The following is a 20348-nucleotide window of genomic DNA, read 5'->3' as shown; positions in this document are numbered from 1 at the left end:
CGACCAGTGGAAACGCGCCCGGCAGGGAAAGTAATTTGGGGCCGCTTGAGGCCCGTCCGCACCGGACCACGGCCCGAACTCCCCTGACAGAAAAGCACATTGATGCCTGTGCCCCCTGCCGGCACCGCCCTCGCAGGCGGCACCCACGGCCCCCGCGCACTCCGCCCCCTCCTCGACACCGTCCTCGACGCCCTCACCACCGGCGCCGAGGACCGCGCCGGCCCCCTGCCACCCGGCGGCCCCGAAACGGTCGCCCGCACCGTACGCGACGCCTGCCACCCCCTGCTCCCCGACCACGGCACCGGCCCGCACGCCGCCCTGCGCACCCTCGTCCACACCCTCGCCGCCGGCGCCGCCGACCCCGCCGACCCGCACTGCGCCGCCCACCTGCACTGCCCGCCACTGGCCCTCGCCACCGCCGCCGACCTCGCCGCCGCCGCCCTCAACCCCTCCATGGACTCCTGGGACCAGGCCCCCGCCGCCTCCGCCCTCGAAGCCCTCACCGGCCACACCCTCGCCGCGCTGGTCTACCCCCAGGCCACCGCCCCCGACGCCCTGGTCACCACCGGCGCCACCGAGTCCAACCAGCTCGCCCTCCTCCTCGCCCGCGAAGCCGCCGCCCCCGACGCCACCGCGACCGAACCCCACCGGCCCGCCCGCCCCCTCCAGATCATCTGCGGCGCCAACGCCCACCACAGCATCCACCGCTCCGCCTGGCTCCTGGGCCTCCCCGAACCCCTCACCCTCCCCACCCCCGACGGCATCCTCACCCCCGACACCGTCCACAGCTGCCTCGCCGGCCTTGCCGGACGCACCGGCCCCGTCCTCCTCACCGCCACCGCGGGCACCACCGACTCAGGCGCCATCGACCCCCTCCCCGCCCTCGCCGACCTCGCCGAACACCACGGCGCCCGCTTCCACATCGACGCCGCCTACGGCGGCGCCCTCCTCTTCAGCGACACCCACCGCGCCGCCCTGGAAGGCCTCGCCCGCGCCCACACCGTCGCCCTCGACCTGCACAAACTCGGCTGGCAACCCGTCGCCGCCGGCCTCCTCGCCGTCCCCGGCCCCGCCACCCTCGCCCCCCTCGCCCACCAGGCCGACTACCTCAACGCCGACGACGACACCGAAGCCGGCCTCCCCGACCTGCTCAGCCGCTCCCTGCGCACCACCCGCCGCCCCGACATCCTCAAGATCGCCGTCACCCTCAAAGCCCTCGGCCGCCACGGCCTCGGCGACCTCGTCGACCGCACCCTCGCCGCCGCCCAGACCCTCGCCGACCTCATCGAGGCCCACCCCCGCTACGAACTCCACTCCCGCCCCACCCTCAGCACCGTCCTCTTCCGCCCCACCGGCGCCGACCACACCACCCTCGCCACCATCCGCCGCACCCTCCTCACCGACGGACACGCCGTCCTCGGCCGCGCCACCACCCCCACCGGCCTCTGGCTCAAGGCCACCCTCCTCAACCCCCACACCCAGCCCGGAGACCTCACCACCCTCCTCACCCTCGTGGAAGGGCACACCCCCAGATGAGCAGCACTCCACACACCGAAGGCACCCCCACCCCCCACACCACGAGCCCCGGCGAACCCCTCGACCTCGCCGGCATCGGCGTCGGCCCCTTCAACCTCTCCCTCGCTGCCCTCGCCCACCCCCTCACCGGCCTCCGCACCGCCTTCTACGACCAGCGCCCCGCCTTCCACTGGCACCCCGGACTCCTCATCGACGGCGCCACCCTCCAAGTCCCCTTCCTCGCCGACCTCGTCACCCTCGTCGACCCCGCCAGCCCCTGGACCTTCCTCAACTACCTCAAAACCCGCGAACGCCTCTTCCCCTTCTACTTCGCCGAACGCTTCCACATCCACCGCGCCGAATACGACGCCTACTGCCGCTGGGTCAGCGAACAACTCCCCACCCTCCACTTCGGCCACCAGATCGACGCCGTCCGCTGGAACCCCGAACGCGAACTCTTCGAAATCGACTACACCCAGCTCGACCCCGAAGGCGAAGCCGAAGCCCTCGGCCGCACCCACGCCCGCAACCTCGTCCTCGGCATCGGCACCACCCCCCACATCCCCGTCCCGCTCCGCCCCCTCGCCGACGCCCCCGCCGTCCCCGTCGTCCACGCCGCCGACTACCTCGACCACCGCGAACGCCTCCTCGCCGCCGACCACCTCACCGTCATCGGCGCCGGCCAGTCCGGCGCCGAGATCTTCCTCGACCAGCTCCGCGCCCGCCCCGCCGGCCGCGAACACCTCCACTGGCTCGCCCGCACCCCCGCCTTCGCCCCCATGGAATACAGCAAGCTCGGCCTCGAACACTTCACCCCCGACTACACCCGCTACTTCCACGCCCTCCCCGAACGCGTCCGCGACGACCTCGTCCCCGGCCAGTGGCAGCTCCACAAAGGCATCGACCACGACACCCTCGCCGCCATCCACGACGAGCTCTACCACCGCACCCTCGACGGCGGCTGGCCCGACGCCACCCTCACCCCCGGCGTCTTCGTCCGCACCGCGGGCCGCGTCGGCACCACCAAGGTCGAACTCCACCTCGACCACCTCCAGCAGGGCACCCGCTCCCGCCTCACCACCGACGCCGTCGTCCTCGCCACCGGCTACCGCGAACGCCGCATGGACACCCTGCTCGCCGCCCTCGACCCCTACCTACGCCGCGACTCCGGCGCCCGCCCCCGCATCGACGCCCAGCACCGGCTGATCCTCGACCCCGCCGTCACCGGCTCCGTCTACGTCCAGAACGCCGAAACCCACACCCACGGCGTGGGCGCCCCCGACCTCGGCCTCGCCGCCTGGCGCAGCGCCACCATCCTCAACTCCCTCACCGGCACCACCCCCTACCCCCTCCCCACCCGCACCGCCTTCACCACCTTCGGCCTGCCCCAGCCCACCACCGGCCGCACCGGCACCGTCCCCCGCCAGAGCTCCACCCTCGTCCCCCGCCACTGACCCCCGACCGGACCGGCTCCCCCCCGCGGCCGGATGACCCACCACCGGCCGTCCCGATGTGCGACCCTGCACCACCCACACCCCAGCGCACAGGGAGCCACCATGACCGCCCCCCACACCCCCACCGCCCTCCCCTACGGCACCCCCGACACCCCCCGCCTCGCCGTACGCGGCGAAGCCCGCCTCGAAGTCGACCCCGAAATCGCCCGCATCGCCGTCACCGTCAGCGCCCGCGGCACCGACCGCACCACCGCCCTCACCGACCTCACCCACCGCAACGAAGCCGCCCTCACGCTCATCAAGAACTACGGCGACGCCATCGAGAAACTCGAAACCGGCACCTTCAGCCTCACCCCCCAGCTCACCGAAAAGGGCCGCCACGAACGCATCCGCGCCTACCACGGACGCGTCACCCACACCGCCACCCTCAACGACTTCACCGTCCTCGGCGAACTCACCACCCGCCTCGCCGACCTCGACCTCACCGGCGTCGACGGCCCCTGGTGGGCCCTGCGCCCCGACTCACCCGCCCACCGCACCGCCCGCACCCGAGCCGTCCACGAAGCCGTCCAGCGCGCCCGCGAATACGCCGAAGCCCTCGACGCCCGCCTCGACGCCCTCCTGGAGATCGCCGACCTCGGCGCCGAGAACAACGCCCCCGCCGCCCCCGCCATGCGCTCCTTCGCCGGATACGGCGGCGCCACCCAGGAAAACGCCCCCGCACTCGACCTCGAACCCCAGCGCCAAGCCGTCTACGCCCAGGTCAACGCGCGCTTCACCATGACCCGTCCCGCGCTCTGAGACCACCCCGCACGAGGGCTATATTCCGCTCATCAGAGCGCCTTCGCGCCCATTCCAAGAGTTGTCAACACCCCTTCACCAACCGCTCGTTGAGCAGTCACCTGCCCACCGTTCCCTACCGCCCGGTACGTCATAGGGTCGACGCATGCGCCGAGCGAAAATCGTCTGCACCCTGGGGCCCGCCACCGACTCGTACGAGCAGATCAAAGCCCTCGTCGAGGCCGGAATGGACATCGCCCGCTTCAACCTCAGCCACGGCACCTACGCCGACCACGAGGCACGGTTCGACCGGGTCCGCAAAGCCTCCGAAGAGACCCGCCGCAGCGTCGGCATCCTCGCCGATCTTCAAGGCCCGAAGATCCGGCTCGGCCGGTTCCGCGAAGGCCCCGTACTTCTCGAACGCGACGACGAGTTCACCATCACCGTCGAACCCTCCGTCGAAGGCGACCGCGCCATCTGCGGCACCACCTACGACGGCCTCGCCGCCGACGTCACCACCGGCGAACACATCCTCATCGACGACGGCAAGGTCACCCTCGAGGTCACCGAGGTCGACGGACCCCACGTCCGCACCCGGGTCATCGAGGGCGGCATGGTCTCCGACCACAAGGGCCTCAACCTCCCCGGCGTCGCCGTCTCCGTCCCCGCCCTCTCCGAAAAGGACCAGGACGACCTCCGCTGGGCCCTGCGCTACGGCGCCGACCTCATCGCCCTCTCCTTCGTCCGCAGCGGCCGCGACATCGAAGACGTCCACCGCATCATGCGCGAGGAAGACCGCTTCCTGCCCGTCATCGCCAAGATCGAAAAGCCCCAGGCCGTCGACAACATCGACGACATCGTGGCCGCCTTCGACGGCATCATGGTCGCCCGCGGCGACCTCGGCGTCGAAATGCCCCTGGAAACCGTCCCGATCGTCCAGAAGCGCGCCATCAAGCTGGCCAAGCGCAACGCCAAACCGGTCATCGTCGCCACCCAGATGCTCGACTCGATGATCGACAACTCCCGCCCCACCCGCGCCGAGGCCTCCGACGTCGCCAACGCCGTCATCGACGGCACCGACGCCGTCATGCTCTCCGGCGAGACCAGCGTCGGGAAGTACCCCACCGAGACCGTCAAGACCATGAGCCGCATCGTCGAGGCCGCCGAGGAAGACCTCCTCGCCAAGGGCCTCCCGCCGCTCACCGACGCCAACAAGCCCCGCACCCAGGGCGGCGCCGTCGCCCGCGCCGCCGCCGACATGGGCGACTTCCTCGGCGCACGGTTCCTCGTCGCCTTCACCCAGTCCGGCGACACCGTCCGCCGCCTCTCCCGCTACCGCTCGCCCATCCCGCTGCTGGCCTTCACCCCCGACCCGGCCACCCGCTCCCAGCTCAACGTCAGCTGGGGCGTGGAAACCTTCCTCGGCCCCACCGTCGACTCCACCGACGAGATGGTCGCCCAGGTCGACGAGCAGCTCCTGAGGCTCGGCCGCTGCCAGAAGGGCGACGTCGTCATCATCACCGCCGGCTCCCCGCCCGGCATCCCCGGCTCCACCAACCTCGTCCGCGTCCACCACATCGGCGAGGACGACACCCCGAAGTAGCCCCACCCGCACCGCGCTCCCGCTGGGCCGAGGTACCTGACTGCCGTCCCTGTCAGTACTTCGGCCCGATGTGTCGGTCCATGAGGGCGACGGAGGCTTTGCGGGCTACGGAGACGTTCTCGGCTTTGCGGGATTGCCGGGCGGGTTTCCACTCGACCCCGACGGCGTCGAGGGTGTCGGTGTAGAGGCGGATGATGTCGGCGGACATGTTGGTGAAGAAGTACCGCGGATACTCGTAGCGTTTGCGCTCGCCGCCGACGATCCGCGTGGTCCAGTTGGTGATGCGGCAGCCGTCGGAATGGATGAGTCCGCGGAGGAACTCCCAGGGATACGCGTCCACGATCTGCTGCTGCCAGAATTCGAGGACGATGGGTCGCTCGTGCTTCTTGCCGGGGCCGTGCTGGGGGAACAGGCAGGGCCAGTGGCGGCTGTAGCTCGTCACCATGACGCAGCCTTCGCGCTGGACGATGCACACGCTGTTTGTGGGGCGGACCGCTTTGACCGCGTCGCGGCATGCGGCGATAAGGCCCGGCCAGGCATCCGCGCACGCGATACGCAGCGCGTACCCACGCCGTCGAGGTTGTTTGCTGAGGCAGCCGTCGCCGAGGTAGAGGCCGAGTAAGTACGCGTACGCCTCGGCATCCTTCGGCGGCTGTGGCACCTGCTCGCATCGCGGGCATTCCGTCGTGCGCGAGAGGGGCTCGATCCTGGTCTGCCAGGAGCGGATTGCGTACCGGGATATGCCGGTCTGCTTGCTCACAGAGTTGAGGCTGCGCCCTTGGGCTACGAGGGAGAGGGCATGAGTACGCGTTGAGGTGTCGTACATGCATGCGATCGTGACGGGAATTGCTTCAAGCGAGGGGAATTCGATAGCGCCATCACCGAAAAGGGTGAAGCTAATCGGTTGTCGCGTCATCTTCGAATCGAAGAGAAAGTGCCCCAGGTGGGATTCGAACCCACACTTTCGGCTGTTTGAGAGCCGCCTCTCTAACCAGTTGGAGTACTGGGGCCTTAGAAAGGGAGGATACCTGCTGCCCTGCGTGGTCCTACCCTACAGGAGCTAGGTAGGCTCATGGGGCACCACCTGCCTGGAATGAGGAGTCCCGTGAGCGCCGCCGAGCCCGAGCAGCCCGTCGCCGATGACGATCAGTCGCATGTCCCGCCGCTGACCACGCGGGTCGTGATCGCGGAGGACGAGGCGCTCATCCGTCTCGACCTCAAGGAGATGCTGGAGGAAGAGGGCTACACCGTCGTCGGTGAGGCCGGGGACGGGCAGACGGCCGTGGAGCTGGCCCGGGAGCACCGGCCCGACCTGGTGATCCTGGACGTGAAGATGCCGGTGCTGGACGGTATCTCGGCGGCCGAGAAGATCGCCGAGGAGAGCATCGCCCCGGTGCTGATGCTGACCGCGTTCTCGCAGCGTGAGCTGGTGGAGCGGGCGCGGGACGCGGGCGCGATGGCGTATCTGGTGAAGCCGTTCTCGAAGAGCGACGTGGTGCCGGCGATCGAGATGGCGGTGAGCCGGTTCACCGAGCTGAAGACGCTGGAGCAGGAGGTCGCGGACCTCACGCAGCGGCTGGAGACCCGGAAGCTGGTGGACCGGGCGAAGAGCATTCTGCAGACGCAGTACGGGCTGACGGAGCCGGCCGCGTTCCGGTGGATTCAGAAGACGTCGATGGACCGGCGGCTGTCGATGCAGCAGGTTGCGGAGGCGGTCATCGAGGACGCCGAGGAGAAGAAGCAGCAGAAGGACTAGTAGCGGCCCGTGCCGTGCGAGTGAGCGGCCCCGTACCGGTGTTGACCGGTACGGGGCCGCTCGTCGTGCGGTGCGGTGGGTCAGTCCTCGCCGAGGTAGGCCTTGCGGACGGACTCGTCGTGGAGGAGGGCGGCGCCGGTGCCGGAGTGGACGATGCGGCCGATCTCCATGACGTGTCCCTGGTCGGCGAGGGAGAGCGCGGCCTGGGCGTTCTGTTCGACGAGGAGGATGGTGGTGCCCTGGGAGCGGAGTTCGCGGATGGTTTCCATGATCTTCTGCATCATGATCGGGGAGAGGCCCATGGAGGGCTCGTCGAGCATGAGGAGTTTGGGGCGGGACATCAGGGCGCGGCCCATGGCGAGCATCTGCTGTTCGCCGCCGGAGAGGGTGCCGGAGGCTTGTTTGCTGCGTTCGCCGAGGATGGGGAAGAGTTCGTAGACGCGCTGGATGTCCTTCTCGATGCCGTCGGCGTCCTTGCGGAGGAAGGCGCCGAGCTTGAGGTTTTCGGCGATGGTGAGGCGGGGGAAGAGGCGGCGGCCTTCGGGGGAGTGGGCGAGGCCGCGTTCGACGATCTTGTGGGCGGGGACGCCGTTGAGCGGTTCGCCGTCGAAGGTGATCTTGCCGGCGAGGGGCTTGAGGAGGCCGGAGAGGGTGCGCAGGGTGGTGGTCTTTCCGGCGCCGTTGGTGCCGATGAGGGTGACGGCCTGGCCTGCTTCGACGGAGAACGAGATGCCTTTGACGGCTTCGATCTTGCCGTAGGCGACGCGGAGGTCCTCGACTTCGAGCAGTGCGGTCATGGGGTGTCTCCGGTCTGTCCCTGGGCCGGCTGGTCGGTGGGGGCCGTCCCGTCTGCTGCGTCGGGTGCTGCGGTCGCGTCCGGGGTGCCGGGGCCGGCCGGGTCCGTGGCGGGGGCCGGTGCGGCGGCGTCCTCGACGGGGGTGCCGAGGTAGGCGGCGATGACGCGTTCGTCGGCCTGGACGATGTCGGCGGTGCCTTCGACGAGTTTCTGGCCCTGGACGAGGACGGCGACGCGGTCGCACATGGTGAAGATGAAGCGCATGTCGTGCTCGATGACGAGGACGGCGATGCCCTGGGCGCGGATGGCGAGGACGAGGTCCTGGGTGGCGCGGGTCTCCTGGGGGTTCATGCCGGCGGTGGGTTCGTCCAGGAGCAGCAGTCCGGGTTCGCTGGCGAGGGCGCGGGCGATTTCGAGCTTGCGTTGTTCGCCGTAGGGGAGGTTGCGGGCGAGGTGGTCGCGTTTGTGGGCGAGGCCGGTGAACTCCAGGAGTTCCATGGCGCGTTCCTCGCTGGTGCGTTCGGCTTTCTTGAAGCCGGGGCTGCGGAGGAGGGCGGACCAGAGGCCTTCTTTGGTGCGGGTGTGGCGTCCGACGAGGACGTTTTCGAGGACGGTCATGTTGGCGAAGAGGCGGATGTTCTGGAAGGTGCGGGCGACGCCGGCCTGGGTGACGAGATGGGGTTTGCGGGAGAGGCGGGTGCCGCGGTAGCTGACGGTGCCTTCGGTGGGCACGTAGAGGCCGGTGAGGCAGTTGAAGAAGGTGGTTTTGCCGGCGCCGTTGGGGCCGATGAGGCCGACGATTTCGCCGGCGCCGACGGTGAGGTCGACGCCGCGTACGGCGGTGAGTCCGCCGAAGCGCATGGTGACGCCGTCGGCGCGGAGGACGGTGCCGGTGTCGGTGGTGGGTGCGGGGCTGGCTGCTGTGGTCATGGTCGTCACGCCTTTGCCTGGGTGGCGCCGAGGGTGGCGTCTGCGTCGGGGAGGCGCTGGTCGGGCACGTCGAGTTGGCCGGTTTCGTGGAATTCCAGCTGCTTCCTGCGGTCGGGGATGAGGCCTTCGGGGCGGAAGCGCATGAGGAGGACGAGGGCGATGCCGAAGAGGAGGAGCTGGTAGTCCTGGAGGAAGTCGAGTTTGGCGGGGATGAGGAAGAGGAGGGCGGCGCCGACGAGGGGTCCGCTGAGGGTGCCCATGCCGCCGAGGATGACGGCGGCGAGGAGGAAGGCGGAGTTGGGGGGCTGGGGGCCGGCGAACTGGAACTGTTCGGGGGTGGCGGTGGTGACGACGTGGGCGTGCACGGTGCCGGCGAGTCCGGCGAGGGCGGCGCCGAGGGCGAAGGCCAGGAGGCGGAGGCGGAAGCTGTTGATGCCCATGGCGATGGCGGCGGTCTCGTCCTCGCGGATGGCGATCCAGGCGCGGCCGATGCGGGAGGCGGCGGCGCGCCGGAAGACGAGGACGACGAAGGCCGTCACGAGGATCATCAGCAGGTAGTAGTTGCCGTAGGTGGCGATGGGGATGCCGAGGATGGTGTGGGGTTCGCCGAAGTTGAACCCGAAGATCTCCAGGTTGGGGATGTTGGGGATGCCCATGGCGCCGTTGGTGATGTCGGGGCCGGTGGTGCCGTTGAGGTTGAGCATGGCGATGCGGAAGATCTCACCGAAGCCGAGGGTGACGATGGCGAGGTAGTCGCCGCGCAGGCGGAGGGTGGGGGCGCCGATGAGGACGCCGAAGACGAGGGAGGCGGCGGCGCCGGTCAGGAGGGCCGCCCAGAAGGGGAAGTGGAGTCCGAGGGCGGATTCGGGGGAGCCGGAGACGAGGGCGGCGGCGTAGGCGCCGACGCCGAGGAAGGCGACGTAGCCGAGGTCGAGGAGGCCGGCGAGGCCGACGACGACGTTGAGGCCCAGGGCGACGGTGGCGAAGATCAGGATGTTGGCCCCGATGATCGTGTACTGGTCGGTGTCCTGGGTGAAGGGGAAGCAGGCGGCGGAGAGGAAGGCCGCGCCGAGGGCCACGCCGCGGTGGGTGTGGGTGAGTGCGGTGAGCCGTGCGATGAGTCCGGCCCGGTGGAGGGCGGGGACGGCGAGCACCATGAAGAGCAGGTAGCCGACGAAGGGGGCGCCGTCGTCGGTGTCGATGCCGTAGGTGAAGGCGAGCAGCCCGGCGGCGAAGGCGGCGGCGATGATCAGGATCTCGGCCCAGGAGGGGAGTTCGCGGGTGCGGCGCCGTACGGGGGAGGCGGCGAGGCTCGCGGTGAAGCGCTGCCAGGGGGTGGCGGGTGGCTTGCCGTCGGTCTTGTCGGGGGGCAGCGCGAGGGCGCCGGCGAGGGTGAGCAGGGAGGTGGCGGCCGCGAGGGCGCCGCCCGGTTCGAGGTTGATCAGGCCGTTGAGGTGGACGGCGATGGCGAGGAGGGTGAACCAGGTGGCGGCGAAGGTGGCGAGGGCCGCGAGGAGGGTGGGGGCGTTGCGTCCCGCGGGGGTGAGCCATCGCAGGCCGCGGACGCCGAGGGCCGCGAGGGCGAACAGCAGGGTGAGGAGGCTGCCGGCGAGGGTGACGAGCTGCAGTCCGGCGGGGGAGAGGTAGTAGGTGAGGTCGCCGGGGAAGTCGCTGCTCCAGGTCCAGGCGAGGGCGGTGCTGGCGGTGGTGGCCAGGGCGCCGGCGACGGTGGTCAGGCGCGCGGTGCGCTCGGGGAGCGGTATGAGGCCGCGGGCGGGGGTGGTGGTGTGGGTGGTCATCGGTATCACGCCCGATCCGCGACGCGTTCGCCCAGGAGGCCTTGTGGTCTCAGCAGGAGTACGAGGATGAGGAGGACGAAGGCCCAGACGTCCTTCCAGGCTCCGCCGCCGAATTGCTGCATGCCGGGGATTTCCTCGATGTAGGCGGTGGCGAGGGCTTCGGCGACGCCGAGGACGACGCCGCCGAGCATGGCGCCGTAGATGTTGCCGATGCCGCCGAGCACGGCTGCGGTGAAGGCCTTGAGGCCCATGATGAAGCCCATGCGGAACTGGACCTCGCCGGTGCGCAGTCCGTAGGCGACGGCGGCGACGCCGGCGAAGGCGGCGCCGATGGCGAAGGCGAGGACGATGATGCGGTCGGTGTTGATGCCCATGAGCTTGGCGGTGTCGGGGTCCTGCGCGGTGGCCTGCATGGCGCGGCCGCTGCGGGTCTTGGCGACGAAGAAGCCGAGGGCGATCATGCAGGCGGGGGCGGCGACGAGGACGAAGAGGTCGCCGCGCTGGACGGTGGCGCCGAGGATCTCGAAGGCGTCGCCTTTGAACTGGGGGAAGACGCGGGCCTGTTTGCCGTCGGGGTACCACTTCCAGACGGCTTGCTGGAGGGCGATGGACAGGCCGATGGCGGTGATGAGGGGGGCGAGGCGGGGGGCGCCGCGCAGGGGGCGGTAGGCGAAGCGTTCGGCGGCTATGCCGACGAGGACGGATACCGCGATGCCGCCGAGGAGCATGGCCGGCAGGGCGAGGGCGAGGGAGGTGCCGGCGGGCAGTGCGAGGAAGACGCTGAGCGCTCCGAAGCCGCCGACCATGAAGATCTCGCCATGGGCGAAGTTGATGAGCTGGACGATTCCGTAGACCATCGTGTAGCCGATCGCGATGAGTCCGTACATCGCGCCGAGGATGAGTCCGTTGGCCAGCTGTTGCGGCAGTTCGCTCACCGCAGGGCCTCCGTTGCGTGGGAGTGAGGATCTCCGGGCCGGTCGGAGCGAGGGGTCATCCAGGCCGGGTGGGAGTGGGGAGAGTCCGGGCTGTCCCGGTGTGCCGCGGGCCGCGCCAGGGGCGTTGGTGCGTCCTGGCGCGGCCCGGGTGGTGTGGGGTGGTGCGGTGGGTCAGCTCTTGTCGAACTTCTTGAATTCGGCGCTGAATCGGGAGGCCCAGGCGCCCTTGTCGACCTGGTAGGCGGTGATCATGGTGTTGGTGGTGTCGCCGTATTTGTCGAAGGCGATGGGGCCGGTGACTCCGTCGAAGGTGACCTTGTTCATCGCGTCGACGACCTTCTTGCGGGCGTCGTCGGGCAGCTTGCCGTCGTTGTCCGCGACGACCTTCTTCACGGCCTGGATGATGGCCCAGGTCGAGTCGTAGGCGGAGCCGCCGTAGGCCTCGTAGGACTCCTTGAAGCCGGCTGCCTTGTAGTCGGCGATGAACTTCTTGGCGGAGGGGAGTTCCTCGACGGGCTTGCCGACGGAGGAGGCGTAGTCGCCCTGTGCCTTCTTGTTGAGCTTGATGTAGTCGCCGCTGTACATGCCGTCGCCGCCCATGAGGGGGACGGTGACGCCGCCGTCCTTGAGCTGCTGGCTGAGCGGGCCGGAGGCGGGGTATTCGCCGCCGTAGAAGACCAGGTCGGGCTTGGCGGACTTGACCTTGGAGACGACGGCCTTGAAGTCACGGTCGTCGGGGCTGACGTGTTCGGTGCCGGCGATCTTGCCGCCGAGCTTGCTGAACTGGTCCTTGAAGGAGGAGGCCAGGCCGACGCCGTAGGTCTTCTGGTCGTCGATCACGTAGGCCTTCTTGGCCTTCATCTTCTCCCACGCGTACTGGCCGTCGAAGGCGCCCTGCACCTCGTCGGTGGTGGCGGTGCGGAAGTAGGTGGAGAAGGGGCGGACGCGTTTGTTCTGCTTCCAGTCCTTGCCCTGGGTGAGGTCGGGCGTGGTGTTCGCCGGCGAGATCAGGGTGAGGTTGTTCTGCTGGGCGACCTGCTGCATGGACTGGGCGACGCCGGAGTTGAGCGGGCCGACGATGCCGAGCACGTCCTTGTCGCCGGCGAGTTTGGTGGCGTTCTGCTGGCCGGCGTTGGGGAGGGCCTTGTCGTCGAGGGCTTCGAGCTTGAAGGTGACGCCGTCGACCTCGCCGGCCTTGTTGGCGGTGTCGATGGCGAGCTGGGCGGAGTTGCGGATGCCCAGGCCCAGGGCGGAGAGCTCGCCGGTGGTGGGGGCGTCGAGGCCGATGACGACGGTTGTCTTGGAGCCGTCGCCGCTCTTGTCGTCGCCGCGGGAGCCGCACGCGGAGAGCGTGAGGGCGCCGGCGGTGACTGCGGTGGTGAGGAGAAGCAAGGAACGGTGACGCACGATCAGTCCTTTCCCTGGCGCGGCCACGGCTGTCGCATGGCCGTTCCGCGGTGGCCGGGGCTGCGCTGGGCAGCGAAGGTGCGTGCTTCGTCAGTGAGCCCGGCGGCGCGGTGACTGGCGGTGACTCTAAGCCGGTGTTCGCCGCACCGGCAGAGGCGCCGACCAGGATGTGACGCTCTTGTTATGACCTTCGATGAGCGTTATGCCGTTATGGTCCTTACACCGCAGGGCGAACACGGTGCGGAGGGCGAACTCGCACTTCCACGGGCGTATTAGGACGCGCGGTGCAGCAGCGGCGTCCGGATAGCGGATGCGCCGGGTGCGGCGGTGCCGATGCCCGTGGGGGGTACGGCAGTTGGGCCGGGCGACGCACCGCGCCGGGGTCACGCAGCGTTACGGACATGCGGACGGCCCCGCTCCCGTGACCGGGTGCGGGGCCGTGACGGCTTGCGGCGGTGGACCGTCCGGGGCGGGTCAGCCGCGGTAGGCGTCGGCGTCCACGTCGCGCAGCATGCAGGTCAGCCGGGCGGTGCAGACCCGCTTGTCCTGCTCGTCGGTGATCACGATCTCGTAGGTGGCGGTGGAGCGGCCACGGTGGACGGGGGTGGCGACACCGGTGACCAGGCCGGAGCGCACGCCGCGGTGGTGGGTGCAGTTCAGGTCGACGCCGACGGCGAGCTTGGTGGGGCCGCCGTGCAGCATGGCGCCGACGGAGCCGAGGGTCTCGGCGAGGACGGCCGAGGCGCCGCCGTGCAGCAGCCCGTAGGGCTGGGTGTTGCCCTCGACGGGCATGGTGCCGACGACCCGGTCGGGGGCGGCGTCGGTGACCTGCACGCTCATCCGCTCGCCGAGGTGTCCGGCGGAGAAGAACGAGGGCAGGTCGAGGCCGAGGCCGGCCCACTGGTCGAGGATCTCCTGCGGAAAGTTGGTCGTGCTGCGCTCACCCATGCCTACGGCTCCGTTCGCTCGCCCGTGATCGTCGTCGATCCGTGCCTGTTCCTATCAGGCGCCTGAGCAAGCGCTCAGCGCGGGGTCGTGGTTCCCGCCGCACGTCCCGTGAGCGGTCAGTCCTCTCGGGGGCTCTCCAGGCGGATCACCACAGACTTGGCGGCGGGGGTGTTGCTGGTGTCGGCGGTGTGGTCCAGCGGGATGAGGACGTTGGTCTCGGGGTAGTAGGCGGCCGCGCAGCCGCGGGCCGTCGGGTAGTGCACGACGCGGAAGCCGGGCGCGCGCCGCTCGCTGCCGTCCGTCCACTCGCTGACCAGGTCGGTGTACGCGCCGTCGGCCAGGCCCCGTTCGCGGGCGTCGTCGGGGTGCACGAGCACCACGCGGCGGCCGTTCCTGATGCCGCGGTAGCGGTCGTCGAGGCCGTAGACGGTGGTGTTGTACTGGTCGTGGGAGCGCAGCGTCTGCAGCAGCAGCCGGCCCTCGGGGACGGCGGGGTACTCGACGGGCGCGGCGGTGAAGTTGGCCTTCCCGGTGGCGGTGGGGAAGCTGCGGCTGTCCCGGGGGGCATGCGGGAGGGCGAAGCCCCCGGGGCGGGCGACCCGGGTGTTGAAGTCCTCGAAGCCCGGGATGACATGGGAGATGCGGTCGCGGATGGTGGCGTAGTCCCGCGCGAACTCCTCCCAGGGGGTGCGGCTCGCGGCGCCCAGGACGCGGCGGGCCAGGCGGGCGACGATGGCGGTCTCGGACAGCAGCTGGGGGCCGGCGGGCTCCAGGCGGCCGCGGGAGGCGTGCACCATGCCCATGGAGTCCTCGACCGTCACGAACTGTTCGGTGCGCCGCCCGTCGGGTCCGGTCTGCACATCGCGTTCCGTACGGCCCAGGGTCGGCAGGATCAGCGCGCGGGCGCCGGTGATCACATGCGAGCGGTTGAGCTTGGTGGAGACGTGGACGGTCAGCCGGGCGCGGCGCATGGCGGTCTCGGTGACGTCGGTGTCGGGGGTGGCGGCGACGAAGTTGCCGCCCATCGCGAAGAACACCTTGGCCTGTCCGTCGCGCAGGGCGCGGATGGCGCGGACGACGTCGAGGCCGTGCTCCCGGGGCGGGGCGAAGCCGAACTCCTTCTCCAGGGCATCGAGGAAGGCGGGCGCGGGCCGTTCGAAGATGCCCATGGTGCGGTCGCCCTGGACGTTGCTGTGGCCGCGTACGGGGCAGACGCCGGCGCCGGGGCGGCCGATGTTGCCGCGCAGCAGCAGGAAGTTGACGACTTCCTGGATGGTGGGGACGGAGTGCTTGTGCTGGGTCAGGCCCATGGCCCAGCAGACGATGGTGCGGCGCGAGGCGAGGACCATGGCGAGCGCGCGGTCGATCTCCTCGCGGGTCAGGCCGGTGGCGCGGAGCGTCTCGTCCCGGTCGTCACCGGCGCGGGCGGTGCGCGCGAACTCCTCGAAGCCATGGGTGTGTTCGCGGATGAAGTCCTCGTCGAGGGCTCCGTCGGTGTCGAGGAGGAGGCGGTTGAGGGCGCGGAAGAGCGCCTGGTCGCCGCCGAGGCGCACCTGGAGGAAGAGGTCGGTGAGCGCGGTGCCGCCGCCGGCCAGGCCGCGCGCGGTCTGCGGGTTCTTGAAGCGCTCCAGTCCGGCCTCGGGCAGCGGGTTGATCGAGATGATCTTCGCGCCGCCGGCCTTGGCCTTCTCCAGGGCGGTCAGCATCCGCGGGTGGTTGGTGCCCGGGTTCTGCCCGGCGACGATGATCAGGTCGGCCTGGTAGAGGTCCTCCAGGAGGACGCTGCCCTTGCCGATGCCGAGGGTCTCCGTCAGGGCGGTGCCCGACGACTCGTGGCACATGTTGGAGCAGTCGGGGAGGTTGTTGGTGCCGAACTCGCGGGCGAACAGCTGGTAGAGGAAGGCGGCCTCGTTGCTGGTGCGGCCGGAGGTGTAGAAGACGGCCTCGTCGGGGGAGCCGAGGGCGGTCAGCTCCTCGCCGATGATGTCGAAGACCCGCTCCCAGGTCACCGGCTCGTAGTGGTCGGCGCCCTCGGCGAGGTACATCGGGTGGGTGAGGCGGCCCTGCTGGCCGAGCCAGTAGCCGCTGCGGGTCGCGAGGTCTTCGACGGAGTGCGCGGCGAAGAAGTCCGGGGTGACCCGGCGCAGGGTGGCCTCTTCGGCGACGGCCTTGGCGCCGTTCTCGCAGAATTCGGCGGTGTGCGGCTTGTCGGGCTCGGGCCAGGCGCAGCCGGGGCAGTCGAAGCCGTCCGGCTGGTTGACGCGCAGGAGGGTGAGGGCGGTGCGGCGGACGCCCATCTGCTGCTGGGACATGCGCAGGGCGTGGGTGAGCGCCGGCAGCCCGACGGCGGAGTGCTGGGGTCCGCTGACCTCGGGTGCGTCCTGGACGGGGTCCGACGCGGGCGGCTTGCCTGCCATGACGCTCTCCCTTGAGCCGTGAGCCGGGGCGTGGTCCGCCGGGACGTGGCGGATCGTTGCCGTACGCATCAGATCCTGTCACGGACGCGCCGGGGCGGTGTAGAGACGATCGCCGGGGGCGCGGATCAGGGGTGCGGGCCGGGGGAGCGGCGGGGTGCCGGCGGGGGCCGGGGCCGCCGCGGCGGGGATTGTCAGTGCGGCGTGGCAGGATCGGGGGCGTGGCAGCAAAGGCAGCGAAGAAGAGCGAAGCGACCGGGACCGAAGCGGCGGCGGGCGGCCGCCCCCGTCTGCTCCTGATGGACGGGCATTCCATGGCGTACCGGGCGTTCTTCGCCCTGCCCGTGGAGAATTTCACGACCGTCACGGGACAACCGACCAATGCGATCTACGGCTTCGCGTCGATGCTCGCGAACACCCTGCGTGACGAGGCGCCCACGCATTTCGCGGTGGCGTTCGACGTCTCGCGCAAGACCTGGCGGTCCGAGGAGTTCGCCGACTACAAGGCGAACCGCTCCAAGACGCCCGACGAGTTCAAGGGCCAGGTCGAGCTGATCGGTGAGCTGCTCGACGCGATGCGGGTCAAGCGGTTCGCGATCGAGGGCTTCGAGGCCGACGACGTCATCGCCACGCTCACAGAGCAGGCCACCGCGCAGGGCTTCGAGGTCTCGATCGTCACCGGCGACCGCGACTCCTTCCAGCTGGTCTCCGACGACGTCACGGTGCTCTACCCCACCAAGGGCGTCTCCGAGCTGACCCGCTTCACCCCGGAGAAGGTCTTCGAGAAGTACGGCCTGACCCCCGCCCAGTACCCCGACTTCGCCGCGCTGCGCGGCGACCCGTCCGACAACCTCCCCGGCATCCCCGGCGTCGGCGAGAAGACCGCCACGAAGTGGATCAACCAGTTCGGTTCCTTCGCCGAGTTGGTGGAGCGCGTCGACGAGGTCAAGGGCAAGGCGGGCGCCAACCTCCGCGAGCACCTGGACGCGGTGAAGCTCAACCGCCGGCTGACCGAGATGGTGCGCGACGTCGAGCTGCCGTGCGGCCCGGCGGAGCTGACCCGCGCGGCGTACGACCGCGACGCGCTCACGGTCTTCCTCAACGGCCTGGAGATCCGCAACCAGGGCCTGCGGGACCGGCTGCACGCCGTCGACCCGGGCGCCGAGGAGGCCGCCGGGCAGGCCGCCCCCGCCGCCGGCGTCGAGGTGGACGGCACGGTCATCGGCACCGGGGAACTCGCTCCGTGGCTGGCCGCGCACGGCACGGGACCGCTGGGTGTCGCCACGGTCGACGTCTGGACGCTGGGCAGCGGCAGCGTCGCCGAGGTGGCGCTGGCCGCCGCCGACGGCCCGGCCGCCTGGTTCGACCCGGCCCAGCTCGACGAGGCCGACGAGCAGGCCTTCGCCGCCTGGAGCGCCGACCCCGACCGCCCCAAGGTGATGCACAACGCCAAGGGCCTGATGCGGGTGTTCGGCGAGCACGGCTGGCGCATCGACGGCGTCACCATGGACACCGCGCTGGCCGCCTACCTGGTCAAGCCGGGCCGCCGCTCCTTCGCCCTGGACGCGCTGTCCCTCGAATACCTGGGGCGTGACCTCGCCCCGGCCGCGGCCGGTGACGGCCAGCTGGCGTTCGGCGCGGACGAGGAGGCCGAGGCGGACGCCCTGATGGGCCAGGCCCGTACGGTCCTCGACCTGGGCACGGCGTTCGGGACGAAGCTGGCCGAGGTCGGCGCCGCCGAGCTGCTGCGCGACGTGGAGCTGCCGACCAGCCGGCTGCTGGCCCGGATGGAGCGGGCCGGGATCGCCGCGGACCGGGGCTGGCTGGAGCGGATGGAGCAGCAGTTCGCCGGCGCCGTGCAGCAGGCCGTCAAGGAGGCGCACGCCGCCGCGGGCCACGAGTTCAACCTGGGATCGCCCAAGCAGCTCCAGGAGGTCCTCTTCGGTGAACTGGGCCTGCCCAGGACCAAGAAGACCAAGACGGGCTACACCACCGACGCCGACGCGCTCGCCTGGCTCGCCTCGCAGACCGACAACGAACTCCCGGTGATCATGCTCCGGCACCGTGAGCAGGCCAAGCTGCGCACGACCGTCGAGGGCCTGATCAAGACCATCGCCGCCGACGGCCGCATCCACACCACCTTCAACCAGACCGTGGCGGCCACCGGCCGGCTCTCCTCCACGGACCCCAACCTGCAGAACATCCCGGTGCGCACGGACGAGGGCCGGGCGATCCGCCGCGGCTTCGTCGTCGGCGAGGGCTTCGAGTCGCTACTGACCGCCGACTACAGCCAGATCGAGCTGCGGGTGATGGCCCACCTCTCCGAGGACGAGGGCCTGATCGAGGCGTTCACCTCCGGCGAGGACCTGCACACCACCGTCGCCTCGCATGTCTTCTCGGTCGACACGTCCCAGGTCGACCCGGAGATGCGCCGCAAGATCAAGGCGATGTCCTACGGCCTGGCGTACGGGCTGTCGGCCTTCGGCCTCTCCCAGCAGCTGGGCATCCAGCCCGACGAGGCCCGCAAGCTGATGGACAACTTCTTCGAGCGCTTCGGCGGAGTGCGCGACTACCTCCAGCGCGTCGTGGAGGAGGCCCGCGCCACCGGCTACACGGAGACGATGCTCGGCCGCCGCCGCTACCTCCCCGACCTCAACAGCGACAACCGCCAGCGCCGCGAAATGGCCGAGCGGATGGCGCTGAACGCCCCGATCCAGGGCACCGCCGCCGATATCGTCAAGATCGCGATGCTGCGGGTCGACACGGCGCTGCGGGCCGCGGAGCTGGAGTCCCGGATGCTGCTCCAGGTCCACGACGAAATCGTGGTCGAGGTGGCCCCGGGCGAACGCACGAAGGTCGAGGAACTGGTCCGCCGCGAGATGGCCGCTGCCGTCGAACTGAGCGCCCCGCTGGACGTCTCGGTCGGCTCCGGCAAGGACTGGGAGTCCGCGGCGCACTGAGCCGGGAAGCGGGCCGGTGGCGGCGCGGGACACTCCGCGGCGCCACCGGCCCCAGGCTGTCACCGGCCCCAGGCTGTCACCGGCCCCAGGCTGTCACCGGCCCGTGCGGCCACCGGCCCGTGCGGCGCTGCCACCGCCGCACCGTGCTCCACCACCTGCCGCCCGGCCCCCAACCCGGCCCCAACCCAGCCCGCCCCGCGCCGAGTTGCCCCGCCTCCGGCCTGTGCGGCAGGAGCCCGCCCCGGTCGTCGCCCGGCGCGTCATGGATCTTGTTCACCGGGAGGGCACCTGCTTTGATCACCCCGTGATACGCCGTGTGGCCCGCGCTCTGGGCACCTATGTCTCCCGCAGCCCGGTCACGGCCGGCTATGCCGGACTGCTGTTGTCGACCCATCTGTGGTGCACCGCGGTGCTGTCCACCGCGGAGGCTCAGCGGGTGATGCTCGGCATCAGCACCCATCTGGACAATCTCCAGGACCGTCCGGTCCGTGCGCTGGCGGGCAGCATGCTGTTCTTCGACGGCACGCTGACCGAGGTCACCTCGGAGGCCTTCGCCGGCACGCTGATCACACTCGGGCTCGGCGTCATCGTCTGCCTGGCATGGCTGGAGCGCCGGTACGGAGCGGGACGGGCCTACGGCATCTTCGTCCTGGGGCACCTCGGTGCCACGCTGCTCACCGTGCCGGTGATCCAGGTGGCCCTCGCCCAGGGCTGGTACCCGGACAGCGTCCGGCACGCCGCCGACTTCGGCATCAGCTACGGGGCCGAGACGGTGCTCGCGACGGGGGCACTCCTGCTGCGCCGGGCGCGGTGGTTCGCGGCGGCCGGTGTCGTCGCCTGGCCGGTGCTCGGCGGCGACTGGAGCGGGGTGCTGCCCGACTTCACCACCGTGGGACATCTGCTGGCGGCCGCCATCGGCTTCGGCTGCGGCGCCTTCCTGCTGCGCGCCGCCCGCCGGGCCGCCCCGGCTCCGGTGCCGCAGCCCGATGCGGCCCTCGCCGAGTAGCCCGACGCGGTGCGGCGGCGCGCAGGCCCGGCGGGTGCGCCGGGC

General features: G+C 70.7%; 15 protein-coding genes and 1 tRNA gene. 7 read left to right on the top strand and 9 right to left on the bottom strand.

Translation table 11 applies throughout. The features are described from left to right. The first annotated feature begins 102 nt into the window (after nt 1-102). From ACGFN2_RS26265 to pyk, 4 genes are all read left to right on the top strand, one after another. Entirely contained in the window at nt 103-1536 is a 1434-nt protein-coding gene (locus tag ACGFN2_RS26265; RefSeq protein WP_393364497.1) for a pyridoxal phosphate-dependent decarboxylase family protein, read from the top strand. Further along, on the top strand, nt 1533-2969 hold the full coding sequence (locus ACGFN2_RS26260; protein ID WP_362608154.1) for a SidA/IucD/PvdA family monooxygenase: 1437 nt from the start codon (nt 1533-1535) through the stop codon (nt 2967-2969). The genes ACGFN2_RS26265 and ACGFN2_RS26260 overlap by 4 nt, the downstream gene beginning before the upstream one ends. 102 nt (nt 2970-3071) lie before the next feature. After that, nucleotides 3072-3770: an SIMPL domain-containing protein gene (locus ACGFN2_RS26255; protein ID WP_393364494.1), complete on the top strand. Its 699-nt coding sequence runs from the start codon at nt 3072-3074 to the stop codon at nt 3768-3770. Nucleotides 3771-3915: 145 nt separating this feature from the next. Further along, nucleotides 3916-5352, top strand: a complete 1437-nt coding sequence (gene pyk, locus ACGFN2_RS26250; RefSeq protein ID WP_393364491.1) for a pyruvate kinase — start codon at nt 3916-3918, stop codon at nt 5350-5352. Nucleotides 5353-5404: 52 nt separating this feature from the next. Here the strand turns inward: pyk and ACGFN2_RS26245 are convergent, their stop codons facing one another. Together ACGFN2_RS26245 and ACGFN2_RS26240 are read right to left on the bottom strand one after the other, a co-directional pair. Beyond that, nucleotides 5405-6178 (bottom strand): transcriptional regulator, encoded by a 774-nt coding sequence (locus ACGFN2_RS26245; RefSeq protein WP_362608164.1) that lies wholly within the window; start codon nt 6176-6178, stop codon nt 5405-5407. A gap of 109 nt (nt 6179-6287) precedes the next feature. Further along, nucleotides 6288-6362, bottom strand: a tRNA-Leu gene (locus ACGFN2_RS26240). An 83-nt stretch (nt 6363-6445) separates the two neighbouring features. Between ACGFN2_RS26240 and ACGFN2_RS26235 the strand changes: the two genes are divergently transcribed. Further along, nucleotides 6446-7108: an ANTAR domain-containing response regulator gene (locus tag ACGFN2_RS26235; RefSeq protein WP_393364488.1), complete on the top strand. Its 663-nt coding sequence runs from the start codon at nt 6446-6448 to the stop codon at nt 7106-7108. Between the two features lie 80 nt (nt 7109-7188). Here the strand turns inward: ACGFN2_RS26235 and ACGFN2_RS26230 are convergent, their stop codons facing one another. The 7 genes from ACGFN2_RS26230 to ACGFN2_RS26200 form a co-directional block, all read right to left on the bottom strand. Beyond that, complete coding sequence (locus ACGFN2_RS26230) at nt 7189-7905, bottom strand: ABC transporter ATP-binding protein (RefSeq protein WP_362608147.1); 717 nt, start codon at nt 7903-7905, stop codon at nt 7189-7191. Beyond that, a complete protein-coding gene (locus ACGFN2_RS26225) occupies nt 7902-8834 on the bottom strand; it encodes an ABC transporter ATP-binding protein (protein ID WP_393364484.1) in 933 nt (310 codons plus the stop codon). The genes ACGFN2_RS26230 and ACGFN2_RS26225 overlap by 4 nt, the downstream gene beginning before the upstream one ends. Before the next feature lie 5 nt (nt 8835-8839). Continuing rightward, nucleotides 8840-10633 (bottom strand): branched-chain amino acid ABC transporter permease, encoded by a 1794-nt coding sequence (locus tag ACGFN2_RS26220; protein WP_362608144.1) that lies wholly within the window; start codon nt 10631-10633, stop codon nt 8840-8842. A gap of 5 nt (nt 10634-10638) precedes the next feature. Next, a complete protein-coding gene (locus tag ACGFN2_RS26215; RefSeq protein WP_362608142.1) occupies nt 10639-11568 on the bottom strand; it encodes a branched-chain amino acid ABC transporter permease in 930 nt (309 codons plus the stop codon). A 171-nt stretch (nt 11569-11739) separates the two neighbouring features. Further along, nucleotides 11740-12960, bottom strand: a complete 1221-nt coding sequence (locus tag ACGFN2_RS26210) for a branched-chain amino acid ABC transporter substrate-binding protein (RefSeq protein ID WP_362608163.1) — start codon at nt 12958-12960, stop codon at nt 11740-11742. A gap of 489 nt (nt 12961-13449) precedes the next feature. Beyond that, nucleotides 13450-13923, bottom strand: coding sequence for a hotdog fold thioesterase (locus ACGFN2_RS26205; RefSeq protein WP_362608141.1), 474 nt, complete (start codon nt 13921-13923; stop codon nt 13450-13452). A 116-nt stretch (nt 13924-14039) separates the two neighbouring features. Continuing rightward, a complete protein-coding gene (locus ACGFN2_RS26200) occupies nt 14040-16340 on the bottom strand; it encodes an FdhF/YdeP family oxidoreductase (protein WP_393364480.1) in 2301 nt (766 codons plus the stop codon). A 218-nt stretch (nt 16341-16558) separates the two neighbouring features. On the opposite strand from ACGFN2_RS26200, the gene polA reads away from it, so the two are divergent. Together polA and ACGFN2_RS26190 are read left to right on the top strand one after the other, a co-directional pair. Further along, nucleotides 16559-19297 carry a DNA polymerase I gene (gene polA / locus ACGFN2_RS26195; protein WP_393364477.1) on the top strand — a complete coding sequence of 913 codons (2739 nt, stop codon included), beginning with the start codon at nt 16559-16561 and terminating at the stop codon, nt 19295-19297. A gap of 316 nt (nt 19298-19613) precedes the next feature. Beyond that, complete coding sequence (locus ACGFN2_RS26190) at nt 19614-20303, top strand: rhomboid-like protein (protein ID WP_362608136.1); 690 nt, start codon at nt 19614-19616, stop codon at nt 20301-20303. Nucleotides 20304-20348: the final 45 nt, after the last annotated feature.

Origin of the sequence: Streptomyces sp. NPDC048612, from assembly GCF_043199295.1 — a bacterium.
GTDB lineage: Bacteria > Actinomycetota > Actinomycetes > Streptomycetales > Streptomycetaceae > Streptomyces.
The sequence above is the reverse complement of the archived record's forward strand: the minus strand, read 5'-3'. Positions and strand labels throughout refer to the sequence as shown.

Excerpts from the sequence above, each read along its gene's own strand:
- pyk (WP_393364491.1), top strand. The coding sequence starts at position 3,916 with ATGCGCCGAGCGAAAATCGTCTGCACCCTGGGGCCCGCCACCGACTCG.
- ACGFN2_RS26200 (WP_393364480.1), bottom strand. The coding sequence starts at position 16,340 with ATGGCAGGCAAGCCGCCCGCGTCGGACCCCGTCCAGGACGCACCCGAG.
- ACGFN2_RS26205 (WP_362608141.1), bottom strand. The coding sequence starts at position 13,923 with ATGGGTGAGCGCAGCACGACCAACTTTCCGCAGGAGATCCTCGACCAG.
- ACGFN2_RS26260 (WP_362608154.1), top strand. The coding sequence starts at position 1,533 with ATGAGCAGCACTCCACACACCGAAGGCACCCCCACCCCCCACACCACG.
- ACGFN2_RS26235 (WP_393364488.1), top strand. The coding sequence starts at position 6,446 with ATGAGGAGTCCCGTGAGCGCCGCCGAGCCCGAGCAGCCCGTCGCCGAT.
- ACGFN2_RS26220 (WP_362608144.1), bottom strand. The coding sequence starts at position 10,633 with ATGACCACCCACACCACCACCCCCGCCCGCGGCCTCATACCGCTCCCC.
- ACGFN2_RS26230 (WP_362608147.1), bottom strand. The coding sequence starts at position 7,905 with ATGACCGCACTGCTCGAAGTCGAGGACCTCCGCGTCGCCTACGGCAAG.
- ACGFN2_RS26265 (WP_393364497.1), top strand. The coding sequence starts at position 103 with ATGCCTGTGCCCCCTGCCGGCACCGCCCTCGCAGGCGGCACCCACGGC.
- ACGFN2_RS26245 (WP_362608164.1), bottom strand. The coding sequence starts at position 6,178 with ATGTACGACACCTCAACGCGTACTCATGCCCTCTCCCTCGTAGCCCAA.
- ACGFN2_RS26225 (WP_393364484.1), bottom strand. The coding sequence starts at position 8,834 with ATGACCACAGCAGCCAGCCCCGCACCCACCACCGACACCGGCACCGTC.
- ACGFN2_RS26255 (WP_393364494.1), top strand. The coding sequence starts at position 3,072 with ATGACCGCCCCCCACACCCCCACCGCCCTCCCCTACGGCACCCCCGAC.